Genomic DNA, 18,207 nt, shown 5'->3' with positions numbered 1-18,207 from the left:
GTGCCAACCAACACACAATCTATTTTGCATGCCGGGAGGACGGAAACGTGAGCACTAAGGGTCGGCTGTTTACCAGTGAGTCGGTGACCGAGGGACACCCCGACAAGATCTGTGACGCCATCAGCGACTCGGTGCTCGACGCGCTCCTGGAGCAGGATCCCCGGTCGCGGGTCGCCGTCGAGACGCTGGTCACCACCGGGCAGGTCCACGTTGCCGGCGAGGTCACCACCTCCGCCTACGCCGACATCCCGAAGATCGTCCGCGATCGCATCCTCGACATCGGCTACGACTCGTCCACCAAAGGTTTCGACGGCGCGTCCTGCGGTGTGAACATCGCGATCGGTGCGCAGTCTCCCGATATCGCCCAGGGTGTCGACACGGCGCACGAGGCTCGCGTCGAGGGCGCGGCCGATCCGCTGGATCTGCAGGGCGCCGGCGACCAGGGCCTGATGTTCGGCTACGCCATCAGCGACACCCCCGAACTCATGCCGTTGCCGATCGCGCTGGCGCACCGGCTGGCTCGCAAGCTGACCGAAGTGCGCAAGTCCGGCGTCGTCGACTACCTGCGTCCCGATGGCAAGACACAGGTGACCATCCAGTACGAAGGCAACCGCCCGGTTCGCCTCGACACCGTGGTGCTCTCCACGCAGCACGCCGACGGTATCGACCTCGTCGGGACACTGACCCCGGACATCAAGGAACAGGTCGTCGACGCGGTCCTGCGCGAGCTGGGCCACGACACCCTCGACACGTCGGACTACCGCCTGCTGGTCAACCCGACCGGCAAGTTCGTCCTCGGCGGCCCGATGGGTGACGCCGGTTTGACCGGCCGCAAGATCATCGTCGACACCTACGGCGGTTGGGCTCGCCACGGCGGCGGCGCCTTCTCCGGTAAGGACCCGTCAAAGGTGGACCGCTCGGCTGCCTACGCGATGCGCTGGGTGGCAAAGAACGTCGTCGCAGCTGGGCTTTCCGAGCGCGTCGAGGTCCAGGTGGCCTACGCCATCGGCAAGGCGGCCCCGGTCGGGCTGTTCGTCGAGACCTTCGGCACCGAGGCCGTCGACCCCGCCCACATCGAGAAGGCCATCGGCGAGGTGTTCGACCTGCGGCCCGGCGCGATCATCCGCGACCTCGACCTGCTGCGTCCCATCTACGCGCCGACCGCTGCCTACGGGCACTTCGGCCGCACCGATATCGACCTGCCGTGGGAGCAGCTCGACAAGGTCGACGACCTCAAGGCGTTCCTCTAGGACACCGCCGCCGAGCAGTCCCCCAGCGGGGGTGCCCCGGATGAAATCGCACGCCCAGGCTTCTGGGCGTGCGATTTTGTGTCTGCTCGCGTTAGGTAGGTGAGCATGGACCACGTCACCTTCGTTCCCACGGTCGATCAGCTGAACTACACGTTCGGCGGTGCCGAGCCAGTACTGCGCATCAAGCCCGGCACAGTCCTGACGCTGTGGACCGAGGACGCCTACGGCGGGCGCATCACCAGCCGCGACGATAAGGCCAGCGTGGCGCTGGACACCGAGGACCTCAACCCGCAGACCGGGCCGTTCTGGATCGAGGGCGCCGAGCCCGGCGACACCCTGGCCGTCCACCTCGTCGACCTGACCCCCGCCCGCAGCTGGGGTGCCTCCACGCTGATTCCGTTCTTCGGTGGGCTCACCAGCGTGCCCGCCAGCCCGACGTTGCAGGAGCCGCTGCCGGAGCGCACCTATATCTACGAATACGATCGCGCGGCTGACACCGTCGGGTTCTCCGCCCAGGGCAGCAACTTCGAGCTGAGCCTGCCGGCCAATCCGATGCTCGGCACCGTCGGTGTGGCCCCGGCTCGGCGGGAGGTGCGCAGCTCGCTGGTTCCCGACGCGTTCGGCGGCAATATGGACACTCCGGAAATGCGCATCGGCGCAACGTGTTACCTGCGGGTCAACGTCGAGGGTGCACTGTTCTCGCTCGGCGACGGGCACTACCGCCAGGGCGAGGGCGAATCGTGCGGCACCGCGGTGGAGGGCGCGATGCACGTCACCGCCATCGTCGACCTGATCAAGGGCGGTGGCCCGGAGTGGCCACGACTGGAAAGCGACACCCACCTGATGTGCATCGGCTCGGGGCGGCCGCTGGAGGAAGCCTGGCGGGCCAGTCAGGTGGAGATGATCGGTTGGCTCGGCGACCTGTATGGACTGGACCGGCTGGACGCCTACCAGTTGCTGACGCAGATCTCGCAGGTGCCGATCGCCAACGTCGTCGACACGAACTACAGCGCGGTCACCAAGATCGACAAGCAGTTGCTCCCGCCGTCACCCGCCTACGGTGGCATCCATGCCGAGTTGCGCAGTGCAGCAAAGTCACTGGGGACCATTTCGTACTGATCGTCGACCCAGCGCAGGAGAACCCGCCGTGGTTACCCGCGGGCCGGTTGCGATGCCGACGATGACGACGATGACGGCACGGTCGACGGCCGGTCGATGATCGTCGAGGCCGGCCCGCCGACCCGGTAGCGCGCCCCACGGTGTTCGGCAGGCAGGCGGTCCCCGCGACCCAGAAGCTTGTTGCGCAACGTACCCGGCGTGTACTCCGTCTGATACGCCCCGCGGGCGGTCAGCTCCGGGACCACGTAGGTGATGAAATCGGCGAACGAGCCGGGCGTGATCGCGTACGCCAGGTTGAAGCCGTCGACATCGGTTTCCTCGACCCACTCCTGCAGGGTGTCGGCCACCCCGGCGCCGGATCCGACGAATCGTGGTCCCATGCCACCGATTTCGCCCCATTCGGCGATATCGCGCACGGCCCATTCGCGGCCGTCGGGGTCGGCGGACTGGAACGCCGCGACGGCCGACAGGATGGCGTTGGAGTCGACGTTGCCGATGGGTTCGTCCAGACCATAGCGCGACAGATCCACCCCCATCCAGCCGGACATGAACACCAGGGCGCCCTCGGGATCCCCGTAGGACAGATACTCGGTGAGTTTGGCGACCGCTTCCTCGTCGGTCGCGGCGGTCACCACGGTGGACAGGTTGAAGATCTTCGCCGAGTACGGATCACGCCCGGCCAGCTCCAGCTCGCGCCGGATCGTCGTGACCGTCTCGCGCAGAATGGCTTTCGTCGGTGCCGCGGTGAAGATGGCCTCGGCGTTCTCGGCGGCGAATCGCACACCGCGCGGCGATGACCCGGCCTGGTAGATCACCGGGGTGCGCTGGCTTGACGGTTCGGCCAGATGTACTCCGGGAACGGTGAAATGTGTTCCGGCATGGCCGATGTGGTGCACCTTGTCCGGATCGGTGAATACGCCGTTCTCGCGGTCGCGGATCACCGCGTCGTCCTCCCACGACCCCTCCCACAGCTTGTAGAGCACCTCGAGGTACTCGTCGGCGTGGTCGTAGCGGGCGTCGTGCGCCGGCTGATCCGTCTGGCCCATGTTGCGGGCGGCGGCAGGCAGATATCCGGTGACGATGTTCCAGCCAATACGACCGTTCGTCAGGTGATCCAGCGTCGAGATTCGGCGAGCGAACGGGTAGGGATGCTCGAACCCGGTGCCGGTGGTGATGCCGAAGCCGAGGTGTTCTGTGACCAGAGCCATCGCGGAGACCAGCAGCAGCGGATCACCGACCGGGATCTGCGCCGCCTGGCGGATGGCGGCCTCGTCGCTGGCGCCGTAGACGTCATAGGTGCCGAGCACGTCGGCGATGAACAGGCCGTCGAATCGGCCCTGCTCCAACAGTTTCGCCAGCTCGGTCCAGTACGTCAGGTCCTTGTAGCGCCAGGACTGGTCTTCGGGATGGCGCCACAGACCGGGGGATTGGTGGGCGACACAGTTCATATCGAACGCATTGAAGCGGATCACACGAGTCACCGTCGCCAGCATGGTTCTGCGCCGGGCTGTCGTCACTGGTTGTATTCACCGCGATTCTATGTGTGCGGCGATTGCCGCCAGCCTGATTTCAACCATTGGTGCGCGCTGCCGGACTCGACAGGCTGCGCAGAATGGCTATCGACGTTTTGGGACCGGCCGAACAGACTGGCAGGGAACAGGATTCCCGCGACGTCGAGGCGAAGAGGCCGGCGCTGTCCGGCAAGCAGGTGTGGTGATGACAGTGCATGAGTTACATCTCGGCGTCAACGTCCTCTCGGACGGCATGCACCCCGCGGCCTGGCGGCATTCCTCTGCCAATCCGCACTGGTTCACCGATCCGGCCTACTGGATCGACATCGCGAGGGCGGCCGAGCGCGGAACTCTCGACGCACTTTTCCTCGCCGACAGCCCGTCGCTGTTCCAGGAGCCGGACCAGCCGCTGGTAGCGCCGCCGCTGGCGTTGGACCCGATCGTGCTGTTGTCCACGCTGGCCTCGGTCACCACCCATCTAGGGCTGATCGGGACGGTGTCGACATCGTTCGAAGAGCCTTACAACGTCGCCCGGCGCTTCGCATCGCTCGATCACCTCAGTCGCGGGCGGGTGGCGTGGAATGTGGTGACCAGCAGCGACCCGTTTGCCTGGCAGAACTTCGGGCACGGCCCGGTGCCCGACGAGCAGCCGCCGCGAGCCGAACGCTACGGCAGGGCAGCGGAATTCATCGATATCGTACGTGCGCTATGGGACTCCTGGGACGACGACGCGGTGCTGGCCGACAAGCGCACCGGTGCGTTCAGTCGAGGGCTGTTCCGCCGCGAGTACACCAGCACCACACTGCGGGGACACCTCGGTTTGGCGCGGGTCCCGGATCGGCGATCGCGGGTGGTTTCCCGGTCCGCCTAAGGGTGCAGGGCGGCCTTCAGTGCCGCCAGCCCGCGGTCCATCGCCTCGGTGGCGGCGGGTACGACGCCCGCGTAGCCGAGATAACCGTGCACCAGCGTCTCGGCGTTGTCCAGAGTGACGGGAACACCTGCAGCAGAGAGCAATTCGGCGTAGCGTAGGCCGTCGTCGCGCAACGGATCATGCCCGGCCACCGCGATATAAGCGGGTGCCAGATCTGCCAGGTTCGCCGCGCGACCAGGCGCAAAACCGGCAGGCGGATCGGTGAGGTCGACATCGCCGATGTACCACGTGTTGAACGCCGCGATGGCCGCGAGGTCGAGCACCGGAGCGTTCGCATTCTCGGTGTACGACGGCAGCGTGATATCGGCGAGTGTCGGTGGGTACCAGAGCAACTGGAATGCGAGCGTCGGCTCACCGTTGTCCCTGGCCAACTGGGCGATCACCGCCGAGAGATTGGCCCCGGCCGAATCGCCGGCCACCGCGAGCCGGCTCGGATCGGCGTCCAGCTCGGCGCCGTGCTCGGCCACCCACCGGGTCGCCGCCCATGCGTCGTCGACAGCGGCCGGATACGGGTTCTCCGGCGCCAACCGGTAATCCACCGAGACGACGACCGCGTCCGCGCCGACCGCGTGCTGGCGGGCGGTGCCGTCGTGGGTGTCGAGATCGCCGATCGCGAATCCGCCACCGTGGAAGAACAGCACCACCGGCGACGCCGAGGTGTGATCCGGCGGCCAGTAGATCCGGATGGGGATCGAACCGGCCGGCCCGTCGATCGTGCGGTCTTCGGTACGCACTTCGGGAAGGATCGGGAACCGCGGTAGGGCGCTGAAGCCGGCCCGCGCGGCTTCGACGCCCTCGTCGGGTGCGAGCCGGAAGGGGACCGCGTCAAGTACCTTCTGCAAGATGGTGTCGATGGCGGGCACACGGAGAACTTACGCGCCGTGGCTGGGACGGCTCTGGGCGGCTGCAGCCGTGGCAGGAGCGGCGTACGGCGTTTTCCTGGTCGTGACGGCGCTGACCTCACCCGCCGGCGCCGAGCTGACCGGGCGATTCCCCGGACAACCCGTCGCGAAGGCACTGATGGCCCTGCTGCTGGCGGCGGCCTCGCTGTTTTTTCGGGGCTCCTACCCCATCTACCGTGAACGACGGTGGTTGCTCGGTGCCCTGCTGTTCTCGGCGGTCGGCGATTTCCTGCTGGCCATGCCGTGGTGGGAGCCGTCGTTCGTCGGCGGCCTCGGCGCGTTCCTGATCGCCCACCTCTGCTATCTGGCGGCGTTGTTTCCGCTGGCCGCGCCGTCGCCCCCGCGCCTGGCGGCCGCCGCCGTGACGGTGGTGGCGTGCCTGGCGCTGCTGGTCTGGTTCTGGCCCAGCCTGACGAATGCCGGGCTGACAATCCCGGTCACCGTTTACATGCTGGTGCTGGGTGCAATGGTGTGCGCGGCGCTGCTCGCCGGTCTGCCGACGATGTGGACCGCCGCGGGCGCGGTGTGCTTCGCGCTCTCGGACGGGATGATCGGCATCGGCCGCTTCGTCCTTGCCCCAACAAACGCAGAGGCACTGGCAGTCTCGATTTGGTGGGCGTATGCGATCTCGCAGATCCTGATCACCGCGGGCTTCTTCTTCGGCAGGTCCGGGGTCACGTCCGACCAGCATGCTACACCTGCGCAGTGAGCACCCCGAACACCCAGCGCCATGCCGCCGAGCATGAGCCGATCGCCCGGGTGCTGCCGCTGCTCACCGTGCCGCACCTGGACCGCGAATTCGACTACCTGGTGTCCGCCGACCAGTCCGATGACGCCCAGCCCGGGGTCCGGGTGCGGGTGCGGTTCCACGGCCGTCTGGTCGACGCCTTCGTGCTGGAACGCCGCTCGGAGACCGACCACGAGGGCAAGCTGGGCTGGTTGGAGAAGGTGGTCTCCGACGTACCGGTCCTGACACCGGAGGTGTGTCGGTTGGCCGACGCGGTGGCCGCCCGCTATGCCGGTACCCGCGCCGATGTGCTGCGGTTGGCCATTCCGCCGCGGCATGCCAAGGTGGAGCGCGAAAACCCAACGCCGACAGCACCATTGATCGTCGATGCACCCGACCCGGCGGCATGGGCACGCTATGCCGGCGGCGCCCAGTTCCTCACCGCACTGGGCGAAGGCCGCGCCGCCCGGGCTGTGTGGCAGGCCCTGCCCGGTGAGCACTGGACCGAACGCTTCGCCGAGGCCGCCGCAGCCACCCTGCACGGCGGCCGCAGCGTGCTGGCCGTCGTGCCAGATCAGCGTGACGTCGACGCGCTGCTGGCCAGCGCGCTGACCCGGTGCAGTGCAGAGAGTGTGGTCGCGTTGTCGGCGGGCCTCGGACCTTCGGCCCGCTATCGGCGCTGGCTGGCCGTCCTGCGGGGCAGTGCGCGGTTGGTGATCGGCACCCGCAGCGCGGTCTTCGCCCCGGTGCACGACCTCGGGCTGGTGCTGATGTGGGACGACGGCGACGACTCGTTATCGGAGCCGCGGTCGCCGTATCCGCACGCTCGGGAAGTCGCGATGCTGCGGGCGCACCAGATACGGTGCGCCGCTGTCATCGGCGGCTACGCCCGAACGGCGGAGGCCCAAGCCCTGGTTCAGAGCGGGTGGGCCCACAACCTGGTGGCCACCCGCCAGACGGTCCGGTCCGCCGCGCCGCGGGTGGTGCCACTCGAGGACGGCGGCTACGCCGAGGAACGGGATCCCGCCGCCAGGACCGCCCGGCTGCCGTCGGTTGCGCTGCGGGCGGCGCGCACGGCGCTGGCCGCGGACCGGCCAGTGCTGGTGCAGGTGCCGCGCCGCGGCTACGTTCCATCACTGGCCTGCGCGAAGTGCCGGACCGTCGCGCGGTGCCGGCACTGTACCGGGCCGCTGTCACTTACCGGACGCTCCTCGGTAGGCGCCCTTTGCCGGTGGTGCGGCCGGACTGATCTCTCGGTCCGCTGCGCCAAATGCGGATCGGACGCCATCCGGGCCGTGGTGGTCGGTGCCAAGCGGACCGCCGAGGAACTCGGCCGGGCGTTCCCGGGCGCCACCGTGATCACGTCGTCGGGGGAGTCGGTGGTCAGCACGGTCGGCGCGGGGCCCGCCCTGGTCGTCGCGACACCGGGCGCGGAACCGTCTGCGCCCGATGGTTACGGCGCCGCCCTGCTCCTGGACAGCTGGGCGCTGCTGGGCAGGCAGGACCTGCGAGCTGCGGAGGACACGCTGCGCCGGTGGCTGGCCGCATCGGCGCAGGTCCGCTGCCACGGTGACGGTGGGGTGGTCGTGGTAGTCGCCGAAGCCGCGATCCCGACCGTGCAAGCTCTGGTCCGGTGGGATCCCGTGGGGCACGCCGAGGCAGAGTTGGCGGCCCGCTCGGAGGTGGGGTGGCCGCCGAGCGTGCACATGGCCGCCCTTGACGGGGCAGCCGACGCCGTGGCCGGGCTGTTGGATGAGGCACGACTACCCGAGGCTGCCGGCGTGCTGGGGCCCGTCGATCTGCCTCCGGGGGTGCGCCGGCCCGCGGGGGTCGCCCCCGAGGCGGAGGTCATCCGGATGCTCGTGCGGGTGCCCCGCGATCAGGGTCTGCCGCTGGCGGCCGCTCTGCGCCGGGCGACCGGTGTGCTCAGCGCCCGCCGCGATCATGAGCCGGTTCGGGTGCAAATCGACCCGTTGCACATAGGGTAGGCACGGACTTGCCTTTTTTGGGGACGATGGAGGCCTGACATGGGGCGGATCGGCCGGGTCATCCGCTGGTCGATTGCGTTGTTGCTCATAGCCATCGCCGTCTTCTGGCCATTGGTCATCACGGGGGCTTCCGCTGGCGGCGCCGTCGCGGATCCGGTGACGTTCAGCAACTACCGCGCCGAATACTCCGTCGACCGCGACGGAAACCTGGACGCCACCGAGACCATCACCGCGGGATTTCCCGGCGGCCGCCACGGCATCTTCCGGTTCTGGGATGTAGCCAACCGCAACAGCCCGCACGTCCGCCAGCCGCCACTGATCACCTCCATCACCGTGGACGGGCAGCCGGCCCAGTTCGGACTCTCCTCCGAGGAGAGCGGTCGTTTCGCGGTCGCCAAGATCGGCGACCCTGACAACTACCTGCCCTCCGGCACCCACATATACGTGATCCGCTACAAGATCCGCGGCGTCCTGGATCCGGGTAACACCGGTGCCGGCAAGACCTTCGCCAGCAACACCGTCGCCCCGACCGCGTCGACGCCCGACCCGCCGACCGTGTTCTTCTGGAACGTCGTTGCCCCTGGCTGGAACAACCACATCGACCACGCCGAGATCTCGGTAACCCTGCCCGGCGAAGTGACCGGCGCACAGTGCTCGGTCGGTACCGGGGTCGGCATCGCCTGCGACGATCTCACCGTCAAAGGCGACACGATGACGGTCTCGGCCAGCGACCTGGCACCCCGCACCCCGGTCACGGTGCGCGTCGGGGTGGACGTTCCGACACCACCGCGCACCGAGGTGCCGTGGAATTACACCTGGGACCGGATCCTCGGCCGCTCGGAATCCGGTGTGCTGTGGGTGCTCATGCTGACCGTCGTCGGCGCCGGAATCGCCTGGATGATGGGTAAGGCGACGACCGAACGTCCACCCGCATTTCCGCTGCAGTACGCGCCGCCAGAGGGACTCGGCCCGGTTCAGTTCGAATACATCCGTACCGAATCTCCTGCCAAGAACGGACTGACAGCCACGCTGTTCTACCTTGCCGAGCGCGGACTGGTCACGCTCAAGCAGGACAGCGAGACCAAGTGGTCCATCCGCGGGAAGGGGGACCGCGAGGACTGGGCGTCGGTGGACCCCGTCAGCCTCGCGGTCGGATCCGCCCTGAAGGTGACGAGATCCGGCAGTGAATTCGACGCCAACGGCACCGTGACCGCGGGTAAAAAGTTGACCAGTGCCAAGGCCGAGATGGATGCCGCGGTGCGCAAATGGGCGTTCGACGACGGGTTGCAGATCAAGCGCCGCGGCGAGTTGTGGACGCGCGCCGCGAATGGGCTGGCGTTCTGCCTGCTGATCATGGCAGCGCTGCTGATCGGATTCTCGACCACGATGTGGGTGGTCCCGTTCGCGGTGTTCTTCTTTCTTTCGGCCAGAGCCTGGCGACCCGGTGTCGGTACTCGACGGACACCGGCTGGGCGGGAACTCTGGTCCCGCGCCGGCGGATTCCACCGGATGCTGGCCACCGACTCAGCCGAATCCCGGTTCGACTTCGGCGCACGCAAAGACCTCTACGCGGCCTACGTCCCGTTCGCGGTCGCGGCCGGCGCCGCGGCGTTGTGGGCCAAGAAATACCAGACCGCCACCGGTACCGTTGCGCCCCAACCAGGCTGGTATCCAGTACCGATCGGCCCCTCTTCCATGGCTGGCGGCTCGGGTGGGATCAATTTCGACAGTTTCGAATCGGCATTGTCGTCGTCGATCGGTGCCTACACTGCCTCGCAGTCCTCGTCGTCCAGCGGTGGCGGTGGTGGCGGCGGCTTCAGCGGTGGGGGCGGCGGCGGTGGAGGAGGAGGTGGAGGCGGCTCATGGTGACGTACCTACTGATCGTGATCCTGCTGATCGCGGTCGCGGTGTTGGTCGCATTCGTGCTGGGCTACAACAAGATTCGCTCGGCCGACGTCCGTGTCCAGGAGGCCCTCGGTGGTATCGACGTCGAATTGACCCGGCGGGCCTCGCTGATCCCCAGCCTGGTCAGTACCGTCCAGACGTTCGCGGCGCACGAAAAGGCCATCCTGGACCACGTCACGGAAGCCCGAGCCGCACTGACCTCGGCCACCGGCGGGAAATCGGTGGCGCAGCGCAGCGCCGCGGACCAGCAGCTCGATCAGGCGGTCGGGCAGGTACTGGCCCTGGGCCAGTCCTATCCGCAGCTCAATTCGTCGAACAACTTCCTCGACCTGCAGCAGAATCTGGCCGACACCGAGAACAAACTGGCGTTCGCCCGGCAGTACTACAACGATGCTGTCGCCACCCTGAACAAGCTGATCAGCACCATTCCGTGGATGTTCGTCGCAGGCACCACCGGGGTATCGCAGCGCGAGTTCTACCAGACCCCGCGCTGAGCGGGTCCCGGCCCTTCGGGCCGAGGCGGCCCGGCGCACTCCTAGACTGGCGCGGTGCGTCTTGTCTTCGCCGGCACCCCGGCACCCGCTGTGCCAGCGCTGAGTCGTCTCATCGCATCGCCGCGCCATGAGGTGATCGCGGTGCTCACGCGACCCGACGCAGCGGCGGGCCGGCGCGGCAAACCCGCCCCGTCCCCGGTCGCGGTGGCGGCAGCCGAGCACGGTATTCCGGTACTACGCCCACAGCGGCCCAACTCCGCGGAATTCGTCGCCGAACTCACCGAGTTGGCGCCCGACTGCTGCGCGGTGGTCGCCTACGGTGCACTGTTACGCGACGGTCTGCTCGCGATACCGCCGCACGGCTGGATCAACCTGCACTTCTCGCTGCTGCCGGCCTGGCGGGGTGCTGCGCCGGTCCAGGCCGCCATCGCTGCCGGCGATACCGTCAGTGGAGCCAGCACGTTCCAGATCGAAGCCAGCCTCGACACCGGGCCCGTTTTCGGGGTGGTCACCGAGACCATCCGCCCGACCGATACGGCAGGGGAACTGCTTGACCGGCTTGCCGTTTCGGGTGCGGCACTTCTGGAGAGCACCCTCGACGGAATCGAAGACGGCTCGCTGCGCCCCGTCCCGCAACCCGTGGACGGCGTCAGTCTGGCACCCAAGATCGACGTCGACGCCGCCCGGATTCGCTGGGATCTCCCGGCGCACACCGTGGAACGGCGGATCCGCGCGGTCACCCCGAACCCCGGTGCGTGGACCATGATCGGCGAACTGCGCGTCAAGGTGGGGCCGGTGACTCTCGCCCCCGATGCCGAGACGCTGTCAGCAGGGGAGATCCGCATCGAACGCAACCGGGTGCTCGTCGGAACCGCTTCGCACCCAGTGCAATTGGGCACCATCCAACCGCCGGGTAAGAAGCCGATGGAGGCCGCCGACTGGGCCCGCGGAGCCCGTCTCGACGGGATGGTGCGGGCATCATGAGCGACCGTCCGGCCCAGCGCCCCCGGCGGCAGGCCCGTAAACCACTCGACCCCGCCCGCCAGGCCGCCTTCGACATCCTGCGTGCGGTGTCCGAACGTGACTCTTACGCCAACCTGGCGTTGCCCGCACTGCTCAAGGAACGCGGGATCGTCGGTCGTGACGCTGCTTTCGCCACCGAATTGACCTACGGCACCTGTCGCACCCGCGGTCTGCTGGACGCGGTGATCGCCGCGGCGGCCGGCCGGCCGACCGAGAACATCGACCCGGTGCTGCTGGATCTGCTGCGGCTCGGCACCTATCAGCTCCTTCGCACCCGCGTCGAACCGCATGCGGCGGTGTCCACCACCGTCGAACAAGCCGGTATCGAATTCGACACCGCCCGTGCGGGTTTCGTCAACGGAGTGCTCCGTAAGATCACCAGCAAGGACGAGGCCGGCTGGGTTGCCGAGCTGGCGCCGTCGAGCACCACCGACCCGATCGGGAACTTGGCATTCACCAACGCCCACCCGCGGTGGATCGCCCAGGCTTTCGCCGATGCACTCGGTCCGCGAGCAGGCGAGCTCGCCGCCCTGCTGAGCACCGACGACGAGCGGCCCGTGGTGCACCTGGCGGCCCGCCCCGGCGTGCTGACCGCCGAGGCGCTTGCCGACGCCGTCGGCGGCGAGGTCGGCACCTATTCGCCGTACGCGGTGTACCTGCCCAGCGGGGACCCAGGTCGGTTGGCGCCCGTGCGCGATGGTCAGGCACTCGTCCAGGACGAGGGCAGTCAGCTGGTGGCCCGCGCGCTGACGCTGGCGCCCATCGACGGTCCCGACGGCGGACGCTGGCTCGACCTGTGCGCAGGGCCGGGCGGCAAGACCGCGGTGCTCGCCGGGATCGGCGCCGAACGGGGTGCCACCGTTACTGCTGTCGAACCCGCCCCGCGCCGGGCGGATCTGGTGGCCGAGAACACCCGCGGCCTGCCCGTCGACGTGGTCCGAGTGGACGGCAGGGAATCCGGACTGACGCCAGGGTTCGACCGCGTGCTCGTCGACGTGCCGTGCACCGGCCTCGGCGCGTTGCGTCGCCGACCTGAGGCCCGCTGGCGGCGGCAACCATCCGATGTACCGGACCTGACCAGACTGCAGCGGCAGCTGCTGGCCGCGGCGATCGAGCTGACCCGACCCGGCGGGGTCGTGCTGTATGCGACGTGTTCACCGCACCTGGCGGAAACCGTGGGCGTCGTCGCCGACGCGATCCGCCGCCACCCTGTCACCGCGATCGACACCCGACCGCTGTTCGCCCCGGCCGCTGACATCGGTGCCGGCGGCGGCGACGGTCCGCACGTCCAACTGTGGCCGCACCGCCATGGCACCGACGCCATGTTCGCGGCCGCCCTCCGAAAGGACCTCTAAGGTGAGCCGCATGTCGCCGACGTCCGAACCCGCCGGAAAGCCCATGATCGCGCCGTCGATCCTGTCCGCTGATTTCGCCAGACTGGCCGATGAGGCTGCCGCCGTGCACGGCTCCGACTGGCTGCACGTCGATGTCATGGACGCACATTTCGTGCCCAACCTGACGCTGGGCCTGCCGGTGGTGGAAAGCATTCTGGCGGCCACCGACATTCCGATCGACTGCCACCTGATGATCGACAACCCGGAGCGGTGGGCGCCGCCCTATGCCGAGGCCGGTGCCTACAACGTCACGTTCCACGCGGAGGCCACCGAGAACCCCGTCGGCGTGGCCCGTGATATCCGGGCCGCGGGCGCCAAAGCCGGTCTGGCCGTCAAACCCGGTACCGAGCTGGAGCCATATCTGGAAATCCTGCGCGATTTCGACACCCTGCTGGTGATGTCGGTCGAGCCGGGTTTCGGTGGACAGAGCTTCATGCCCGAGGTGCTGTCGAAGGTGCGCACCGCGCGCAGGCTCGTCGATGCCGGTGAGCTGACAATCCTGGTGGAGATCGACGGCGGTATCAACGCCGACACCATTGAGGCGGCTGCCGAAGCCGGCGTCGACTGCTTCGTCGCCGGGTCGGCGGTCTACGGCGCCGAGGACCCGGCCGCGGCGGTGGCGGCATTGCGGCGCCAGGCGGGTGCCGTTTCGCCGCACCGCCCGCTATGACACTGCCCGAGACGCTGGAGCGGGCCATGCGGCTCGCCGTCGAACAGGCCGACCAGGTCAAGGGCGCCACCTATCCGAATCCGCCCGTCGGTGCGGTCATCCTGGACCACGACGGGCAGATCGCCGGTGTCGGGGGCACCGAACCCGCCGGAAGTGCGCACGCCGAGGTGGTGGCGCTGCGTCGCGCAGGAACCAAGGCCTCGGGCGGGACGGCGGTGGTCACGCTGGAGCCGTGCAACCACTACGGCCGCACGCCGCCCTGCGTGGATGCGCTTCTGGCAGCAGGTATTTCAACCGTCGTCTTCGCCGTCGCCGACCCGAACCCGGTCGCGGCCGGCGGTGCAGCGCGGCTGGCGGCGGGCGGCATCGAGGTGGTCGCCGGCCTGGCGGCCGAATTGGTGCGTACCGGACCGCTGCGGGAATGGCTGCACAAACAGCGCACGGGCCTGCCACATGTCACCTGGAAATACGCGGCGAGTATCGACGGCCGCAGTGCCGCGGCCGACGGCTCCAGTCGGTGGATCACCGGTGACGCTGCCCGCGCCGATGTCCACCGCAGGCGGGCCGCTGCCGATGCGATCGTGGTGGGAACCGGTACGGTATTCGCCGACGACCCGACGCTGACCGCACGCCTTCCCGATGGCCGCCTGGCCGAGCGCCAGCCCCTGCGGGTGGTCGTCGGGAAACGTGAAATCTCCTCTGAATCAAACGTTCTCAACGACGACTCGCGCACGATGGTGATCCGGACGCACGACCCGCACGAAGTGATCCGGGCACTGTCGGACCGCACCGATGTATTCGTCGAAGGTGGTCCGACGCTGGCCGGCGCATTTCTGCGGGCCGGGGTGGTCAATCGCATCCTGGCGTATGTCGCGCCGATCCTGCTGGGCGGGCCGGTGGTCGCAGTCGGCGACGTCGGCGTGCCCAGCATCGGCAAGGCGCTGCGCTGGCGCTATGACGGGATGGACACCCTCGGACCGGATGTGGTGCTGTCGCTGGTGCCGCAGTAGGCGTGCCTACTCGGTGGTCCTGCGGGGGATCCGGGTCGTCGCATCGGGATCGGCGCGGTGCGCACCTGTCCGCGGAATCCGCTGTGTCGCAGGATCTCTGGAATCCGTAGGCACAGAGAATACCTGAGTGGCCGGCTCGTCATCCTGGACCGGGGCCACCGCAAGACCGTCCTCGTCGGCGTGTGTGTGCTTACCGGCGATCAGCAGACCGAGAAACGCGCCGACGACGCAGACGATCATCGTGATGAAGAACATCCCGCCGTACTGCATGGCGAACGCCGTCTTGTACCGGGTCGCCTCGCCGGTGACCTTCTCAATCAGGCTGGTTCCGCTCGACGGCGGAAGTGAGGCCAGGATCTGGTTGAAGCGATACAGGCCCCAGGCCGACAGCGCGGCGACACCGACCAGCATTCCACTCATCCGGGCCACCACCACCAGCGACGAGGCGATGCCGTGCTGCTTACCGGGCACCACCCGCAGCGCAGAGGAAGTCAACGGGCCGATCACCAGGCCGAGCCCGAAGCCGGCGACTACCAGGTCGGTGTCGAAGGCGGGCAGCGAGAACAGCCCGAGGTCGTGGCGCATCGACAGCACGTCGACGCCCCACTTCGATACCAGCCAGTAGCCGGCTGCGGCGATCAGCATGCCGACGAAGACGACCACCCGGTCGCCGATCCTGGTGGCGATCCAGCCGCCGATCAGCGCGCCGACCGGGAGCGCGGCCAGGAACCAGGTCAGTTTCAGGGCCGCGGGCACCTGTTCGAGCCCGAGGACGCCCTGGCCGAACAGTTCGACGTTGACCAGCGTCACCATCAGCGCGGCACCCGCGCACAGGGAGGTGCCCAGCGCCGCCGCGAACGGGAGGAACCGCACGCCCTGGGGATCGATCAGCTTGGTGTGCGAAATGCGTTCCCAGACGAAGAACGCGATCGCCGCGATGACGGCGCCACCGACCAACCACACGCCCGAAGGCGGCAAAATCTGCTTGCCGTCGGGCTGCGGGTTGTAGAGGCCGATGACGGCCAGGCCGAGCGCGATCGCCAGCAGCACACCGCCGACGACGTCCACCTTCTCGGGCGGTTCGGTACCCCGATCCCTGGCGGGGACGCTGAACTGGATCATCACCATCGCGAGGATCGTGAACGGGATGTTGATCCAGAACACGTCGCGCCACGTGCTCAGCAGGGTCACCACGGCGACGCCGTAGAGCGGGCCCAGCACGCTGCCGAGTTCCTGCGCGGCGCCGATACCGCCGAGCACCGCGGCCCGGTTTCGGGCGGCCCACAGATCCGCGGCGAGCGCCAACGTCACCGGCAACAGCGCACCGCTGGACGTGCCCTGGATGAACCGGCCGATGACCAGCACTGTCAGGTCATTCGACAGCGCGGTCACCACCGAGCCGACGGCGAAACCGACCAGGCCGGCTTGCAGTACCAGTTTCCGGCCGAAACGGTCCGACAACCGGCCCAGCAGCGGCATCGCCGCGATATACCCGAGCAGGTACCAGGTGATGATCGGTGTCACCTGCTGGATCTTGTTGATCGGGATACCGACGCTGGACATGATGTCTGTCATGATGGTGACCACGACATACGTGTCGATGGCACCCAGTAGGACAGCGAGGCCGCCTGCGCTGATCGCTATGCTGCGGCTGGAACCCCGGGAACTCTTGGAACTCTTGGCCTGCATTACATCGCGGGCTTGTTGACGGTGACCGGCGTGTTCCAGTTCGACAGCACCATCTGGATCGACGTGCCGCTGGCCGGGTCGATCTGGGCTTGCACGAGGTTGTGATCGCCGCCCTTCTCGATCCACGCGGTGCCCGGTACCGCGTCGGTGACCTTGAGGTCCGGGATCAGCTTGTTGACGGCGTCGGCGCTGACCTTGCCGGTGACCTTGACGGTGTCCACACCGTTGACGGTCTCGCTGGACTCGGATTTGGGGTCCGAGAAGTTGGCCAGGATGTTGGCCAGGCCGGTGTCCGGGTTCAGGATCGTCGAAGGATCGTAGATGTCGGCGGCGGGACCCAGGTCGAGCCAGCTGTTCGGGCTCAGCGACGCGTAGAGGGTGTTGTCGATGACGACGAGGCCGGCGTCCACATCGGAGCCGCCCATCGTGATGGTCGCGTTGCCCTGCACCGCCGTCGCGGGCACGTTCGTCAGGTCACCGCTGAGTTTCTTGATCGGCAGACCTTGGATCTTGCCGTTCACCGTGATGTCCAGATGACCACTCTTCAGGTTCTTGGTGGTCTGCGCGGATTCCTTCAGCAACCCGGCGGCATCCGGGAGTGGCTCGTTGGAGGACGAGGACGACGAGGAGCAGCCGACTGCCACTACGGCGGCGGTGCTGATGGCGGCCATGGCGAGGAGGATGCGGGACAAGCGGGGGCGCGTCTGCATGTCTGCATCGTAGAGGGTGTGCAGATTCGGCTCGAACCCGCTTGATTACCTTTCGGTGTCGGTTTGGCGCGCGATGGGGCGGATGACATGGCCATTGACCTGCAGTTTCGGTATATGCGGATGGAGAGCGGCACAGGGCTGCCGCCCGATCGCCGAACTCAACGCCAATCCGGTGGCGACGTTCCTTGGTGAGAAGCAGCTCTGAGGCCCACTCGGTCGCCGCTTCCGAGTACGCCACCTCTAGCCTGGTAGGCGTGTTCACCGGAATCGTCGAAGAGCTGGGCGAAGTCGTCGGCAAAGAGGATCTGACCGATGCGGCGCGGTTTGTCATCCACGGGCCTGTCGTCACCGCGGACGCCGGCCACGGCGATTCGATCGCCGTCAACGGCGTGTGCCTGACGGTGGTGCAGGTGCTCCCGGGCGGCAACTTCAGTGCCGACGTGATGGCCGAGACCCTCGACCGGTCCAGCCTGCAGAAGCTCGCCGTCGGCTCGCGCGTCAACCTGGAACGAGCCGCCGCGGTGAACAGCCGGCTCGGCGGACACATCGTCCAGGGCCACGTCGACGGCACCGGACATGTGGTGAGCCGCAGTTCGTCGGAGCACTGGGATGTGGTGCGAATCTCTCTGCCGCGCAGTGTGGCCCGCTATGTGGTGGAGAAGGGCTCGATTACCGTCGACGGCATCTCGCTGACGGTGTCAGGCCTGGGCCGCGATGACTCCGGAGACTGGTTCGAGGTGTCGTTGATCCCGACGACGCTGGAGCTCACCACGCTGGGGCGCGCTCCGGAAGGCACCCCGGTCAACCTCGAAGTGGACGTCATCGCGAAATATGTCGAACGCCTGCTGAGCGAGAAAGAAGTCTGACGACTACCGGCGATGGTC

At 68.0% G+C, this 18,207-nt stretch carries 16 protein-coding genes; 12 read left to right on the top strand and 4 right to left on the bottom strand.

All coding sequences use genetic code 11. From position 1 onward, the window contains the following. Window positions 1-47 precede the first annotated feature (47 nt). Together metK and H7J73_RS12910 are read left to right on the top strand one after the other, a co-directional pair. On the top strand, window positions 48-1,250 hold the full coding sequence (metK, locus tag H7J73_RS12915; RefSeq protein WP_264067783.1) for a methionine adenosyltransferase: 1,203 nt from the start codon (window positions 48-50) through the stop codon (window positions 1,248-1,250). Between the two features lie 105 nt (window positions 1,251-1,355). Next, a complete protein-coding gene (locus H7J73_RS12910) occupies window positions 1,356-2,369 on the top strand; it encodes an acetamidase/formamidase family protein (RefSeq protein WP_264067782.1) in 1,014 nt (337 codons plus the stop codon). A gap of 32 nt (window positions 2,370-2,401) precedes the next feature. Here the strand turns inward: H7J73_RS12910 and H7J73_RS12905 are convergent, their stop codons facing one another. Continuing rightward, on the bottom strand, window positions 2,402-3,850 hold the full coding sequence (locus H7J73_RS12905) for an LLM class flavin-dependent oxidoreductase (protein ID WP_264067781.1): 1,449 nt from the start codon (window positions 3,848-3,850) through the stop codon (window positions 2,402-2,404). A gap of 235 nt (window positions 3,851-4,085) precedes the next feature. Between H7J73_RS12905 and H7J73_RS12900 the strand changes: the two genes are divergently transcribed. After that, a complete protein-coding gene (locus H7J73_RS12900) occupies window positions 4,086-4,751 on the top strand; it encodes an LLM class flavin-dependent oxidoreductase (protein WP_264067779.1) in 666 nt (221 codons plus the stop codon). Here the strand turns inward: H7J73_RS12900 and H7J73_RS12895 are convergent. After that, entirely contained in the window at window positions 4,748-5,674 is a 927-nt protein-coding gene (locus tag H7J73_RS12895; protein WP_264067778.1) for an esterase LipI, read from the bottom strand. The two genes, H7J73_RS12900 and H7J73_RS12895, sit on opposite strands and share 4 nt — an antisense overlap. Here H7J73_RS12895 and H7J73_RS12890 point away from each other — a divergent pair. From H7J73_RS12890 to ribD, 8 genes are read left to right on the top strand one after another with little or no spacing between them, the layout of a single operon-like run. Then, entirely contained in the window at window positions 5,664-6,422 is a 759-nt protein-coding gene (locus H7J73_RS12890; protein ID WP_264067777.1) for a lysoplasmalogenase, read from the top strand. The genes H7J73_RS12895 and H7J73_RS12890 overlap by 11 nt on opposite strands. Next, on the top strand, window positions 6,419-8,428 hold the full coding sequence (locus H7J73_RS12885) for a primosomal protein N' (protein WP_264067776.1): 2,010 nt from the start codon (window positions 6,419-6,421) through the stop codon (window positions 8,426-8,428). The genes H7J73_RS12890 and H7J73_RS12885 overlap by 4 nt, the downstream gene beginning before the upstream one ends. Before the next feature lie 39 nt (window positions 8,429-8,467). Further along, window positions 8,468-10,297 carry a DUF2207 domain-containing protein gene (locus tag H7J73_RS12880; protein WP_264067775.1) on the top strand — a complete coding sequence of 610 codons (1,830 nt, stop codon included), beginning with the start codon at window positions 8,468-8,470 and terminating at the stop codon, window positions 10,295-10,297. Then, the gene (locus tag H7J73_RS12875) at window positions 10,291-10,827 is read left to right on the top strand and encodes a LemA family protein (RefSeq protein WP_264067774.1); all 537 of its coding nucleotides are present in this window, start codon (window positions 10,291-10,293) and stop codon (window positions 10,825-10,827) included. Before H7J73_RS12880 ends, H7J73_RS12875 begins: the two co-directional genes overlap by 7 nt. Window positions 10,828-10,881: 54 nt before the next feature. Then, window positions 10,882-11,811 (top strand): methionyl-tRNA formyltransferase, encoded by a 930-nt coding sequence (gene fmt, locus H7J73_RS12870; RefSeq protein ID WP_264067773.1) that lies wholly within the window; start codon window positions 10,882-10,884, stop codon window positions 11,809-11,811. After that, window positions 11,808-13,205 (top strand): RsmB/NOP family class I SAM-dependent RNA methyltransferase, encoded by a 1,398-nt coding sequence (locus H7J73_RS12865; protein ID WP_264067772.1) that lies wholly within the window; start codon window positions 11,808-11,810, stop codon window positions 13,203-13,205. The genes fmt and H7J73_RS12865 overlap by 4 nt, the downstream gene beginning before the upstream one ends. Window positions 13,206-13,215: 10 nt before the next feature. Next, a complete protein-coding gene (gene rpe / locus H7J73_RS12860; RefSeq protein WP_264067771.1) occupies window positions 13,216-13,914 on the top strand; it encodes a ribulose-phosphate 3-epimerase in 699 nt (232 codons plus the stop codon). Next, complete coding sequence (gene ribD, locus H7J73_RS12855) at window positions 13,911-14,924, top strand: bifunctional diaminohydroxyphosphoribosylaminopyrimidine deaminase/5-amino-6-(5-phosphoribosylamino)uracil reductase RibD (RefSeq protein ID WP_264067770.1); 1,014 nt, start codon at window positions 13,911-13,913, stop codon at window positions 14,922-14,924. The genes rpe and ribD overlap by 4 nt, the downstream gene beginning before the upstream one ends. A gap of 6 nt (window positions 14,925-14,930) precedes the next feature. On the opposite strand, the gene H7J73_RS12850 is transcribed toward ribD, so the two are convergent. Beyond that, a complete protein-coding gene (locus H7J73_RS12850) occupies window positions 14,931-16,613 on the bottom strand; it encodes an MFS transporter (protein ID WP_264067769.1) in 1,683 nt (560 codons plus the stop codon). After that, window positions 16,613-17,323 carry an LppX_LprAFG lipoprotein gene (locus H7J73_RS12845; RefSeq protein WP_264067768.1) on the bottom strand — a complete coding sequence of 237 codons (711 nt, stop codon included), beginning with the start codon at window positions 17,321-17,323 and terminating at the stop codon, window positions 16,613-16,615. Before H7J73_RS12845 ends, H7J73_RS12850 begins: the two co-directional genes overlap by 1 nt. Window positions 17,324-17,577: 254 nt before the next feature. On the opposite strand from H7J73_RS12845, the gene H7J73_RS12840 reads away from it, so the two are divergent. Next, entirely contained in the window at window positions 17,578-18,189 is a 612-nt protein-coding gene (locus H7J73_RS12840; protein WP_264067767.1) for a riboflavin synthase, read from the top strand. Window positions 18,190-18,207: the final 18 nt, after the last annotated feature.

This window comes from Mycolicibacterium komossense (assembly GCF_025822605.1).
GTDB lineage: Bacteria > Actinomycetota > Actinomycetes > Mycobacteriales > Mycobacteriaceae > Mycobacterium > Mycobacterium komossense.
The sequence above is the reverse complement of the archived record's forward strand: the minus strand, read 5'-3'. Positions and strand labels throughout refer to the sequence as shown.